At 57.4% G+C, this 2773-nt stretch carries 3 protein-coding genes; all 3 read right to left on the reverse strand.

Annotation, left to right across the window (positions count from 1 at the left end; translation table 11 throughout):
* Positions 1-15 precede the first annotated feature (15 nt).
* From QZ197_RS15680 to QZ197_RS15690, 3 genes are read right to left on the reverse strand one after another with little or no spacing between them, the layout of a single operon-like run.
* A complete protein-coding gene (locus QZ197_RS15680) occupies positions 16-771 on the reverse strand; it encodes an SDR family NAD(P)-dependent oxidoreductase (RefSeq protein WP_296433142.1) in 756 nt (251 codons plus the stop codon).
* A 1-nt stretch (position 772) separates the two neighbouring features.
* A complete protein-coding gene (locus QZ197_RS15685) occupies positions 773-1819 on the reverse strand; it encodes a transketolase family protein (RefSeq protein ID WP_296433144.1) in 1047 nt (348 codons plus the stop codon).
* A complete protein-coding gene (locus QZ197_RS15690) occupies positions 1812-2654 on the reverse strand; it encodes a transketolase (RefSeq protein ID WP_296433147.1) in 843 nt (280 codons plus the stop codon). The genes QZ197_RS15685 and QZ197_RS15690 overlap by 8 nt, the downstream gene beginning before the upstream one ends.
* Positions 2655-2773 lie beyond the last annotated feature (119 nt).

The following is a 2773-nucleotide window of genomic DNA, read 5'->3' on the forward strand; positions in this document are numbered from 1 at the left end:
GTCGGCCGACTGAGGTTAGTGGATTAAAGATCCGCCGTTCACGTCGACCTCTGATCCCGTCACATAGGACGATAAATCGGACGCTAAGAACAAACAGCATCCCGCCACGTCCTGCGCCGTGCCAGCGCGACCCATCGGAATGCCGTCCAGAACTTGTGCGCGCATCTCGTCGGTCAACTTGCCTGCGGTGATGTCGGTCGCGATGAACCCCGGGCAAATCGCGTTCGCGCGGATGCCGTCAGGCGCTACTTCCCGCGCCATAGCTTTGGTCAGCCCCAAGATGCCCGCCTTGGCCGCTGAATAATGCGGTCCGCCGAAAATGCCCCCGCCCCGTTGCGCGGAAACTGACGACATGTTCACGATGCTGCCCGCCTTATGTTCGCGCATGTGCGGGAGAAGGGCTTGCGACATATAGAGTGTGCCACGCAGGTTCACATCCAGCACATCGTCGTAGTTCTGCGGTGCGATCTCCATAAATTTCAACGGCTGGGTTATGCCTGCAATATTCACCAGAATGTCGACCTTCCCAAACGCCGAGATCAAGTCAGCGGCGATGGTTTCGCAGGACTGCTTGTTGGTCACATCACACGCACGACCCACATGACCCTCGCCCGGCAAGTCCGCCGCCGCTTGGCCCGCCGCATCCAAATCGAGGTCCAAAATCGCCACACGGCACCCGTGTTCGGCAAACATCACCGCTGTAGCCTTACCCAAACCACGCGGACTTGCGCCGCCTGTGATGATCGCCGTTTTGCCGTTTAAAAGTTTCATATCAAAGCCACGCTTTCACCGACGCCGTAACAGCATCCACCGAAATCCCATATTGATCGTGCAATGTCGGCAACGCCCCCGCATCCAAGAACGCATCGGGCAACGCGATCTGGCGGAACGGCACGTGTACGCCCGCCCGCATCAGTGCTGCGCCAACGGCCTCGCCCAAACCACCTGTGATAGAATGGTTTTCAGCTGTGACCACAAGGCGCCCACCCTTCGCCGCTTCGGCTGCAATCGTTTCCACATCCAACGGCTTAATCGTTGGCACATGCAACACAGCGCAATCAACCCCATCGGCCCGCAATCGCTTGGCCGCGTCCAACACGCGCATCGTCATGAAACCGGAAGACACGAATAAAACATCGCGTCCGTCACGGATCATCTGCGCTTTGCCCAGCTTGAATTTATAGCCATACTCGCCCAGCACATCAGGAACATTGCCGCGCAAAAGACGCATATAAACCGGACCCGGATGATCGGCGATGACGCGGGTGGCTTGATCAATTTCAGTCGCGTCGCAAGGATCAAGCACAGTCAAGTTCGGCATCGCGCGCATGATCGCGATGTCATCCGTCGCCTGATGGCTCGGCCCGTATCCTGTCGTCAAACCGGGTAAGGCGCAGACGATCTTCACTGGCAAATTCTCTTCGGCAATCGCCATGCAAATGAAATCATAGGCGCGGCGAGAGGCAAAAACCGCATAGGTCGTCGCGAATGGCGTGAAGCCTTCGCGCGCCAATCCTGCGGCTGCCGAGATCATCACCTGTTCGGCCATGCCCATCTGATAGAACCTATCAGGATAGGCTTTGGCGAAGATATGCAGGTCTGTGTATTTGGACAAATCCGCCGTCAGTCCGACGATATCATCGCGGGTTTTAGCCAGATCAACCAGCGCATGACCAAACGGAGCGGCGACAGTTTCGCGCCCCTCTGCGTCCAACGATGCAATCATTGCCGAGGTCGTCAGCTTCGATCCATCCTCGGAAACGGGCACCGTGCGCGGTGTGTATTTCGATTTGCGGCGAGACAGGCTTGCATCAATCATCGGGTCGATCCTCGTCCAATATCGTCAAGGCACGCGCCCATTCGTCGGGTTCCACACGCACGAAATGCGTGATCTCACGGTCCTCCAAGAATGGCACACCTTTGCACATCCTGGTCTGGCAAATGATCACACGCGGCACGGGGTCCGGATGCGCACGCGCGGCATCAAACGCCGCCACAAGCGCGTCCATATCGTTGCCATCAATCTCTTGCGCGAACCAGCCAAAGCCTTCCCATCGGCCCGCCTCTGGCACTTGCGCCAGTGCATCGGTGGTTTTGCCGTCGGCCTGTTGATCGTTGAAATCGACAATGGCGATCAGGTTATCAAGCTTCCATTGCACGCCCGACATCACGGCCTCCCATGTGGAGCCTTCACCCAATTCACCGTCCGACATCATGTTGTAGACAAACGCAGGGTTATTCTTACGCTTCAGCCCCAGCGCCATCCCCACGGCAATTCCAAGGCCGTGCCCCAACGATCCACCAGTGATTTCCATCCCCGGCGTATAAGCCGCCATGCCCGACATCGGCATCCGGCTGTCGTCCATGCCATAGGTTTCGATCTCGGCGTCGGGCAGAATTCCTGCTTCGATCATCGCCGCATAAAGTGCGATGGCGTAGTGCCCAATTGACAACAAAAACCTGTCGCGGCCTTCCCATTCAGGATCATCGGCGCGGTAATTCAGCGCATGAAAGTAGGAAACCGCCAATAGGTCAGCAGCGCCCAAGGCCTGACCGATGTAGCCTTGCCCTTGCACTTCGCCCATCAACAGCGCGTTGCGCCGGATCGCATACGCCCGTCGCGCAAGACTGACGTTTGATGTGTCACGCTCCAACCGCTGGCCCTCCCCTTGTTGCGATCATCTTGCGCCCGCTTGCCGCCGCACTCAAGCAAAATTTAGTATACCATTTTAATTTTCCGCTCTAGGCTGGTGATAATCTCATCTTTAGGAGC

This window comes from Yoonia sp., from assembly GCF_017854415.1.
GTDB lineage: Bacteria > Pseudomonadota > Alphaproteobacteria > Rhodobacterales > Rhodobacteraceae > Yoonia.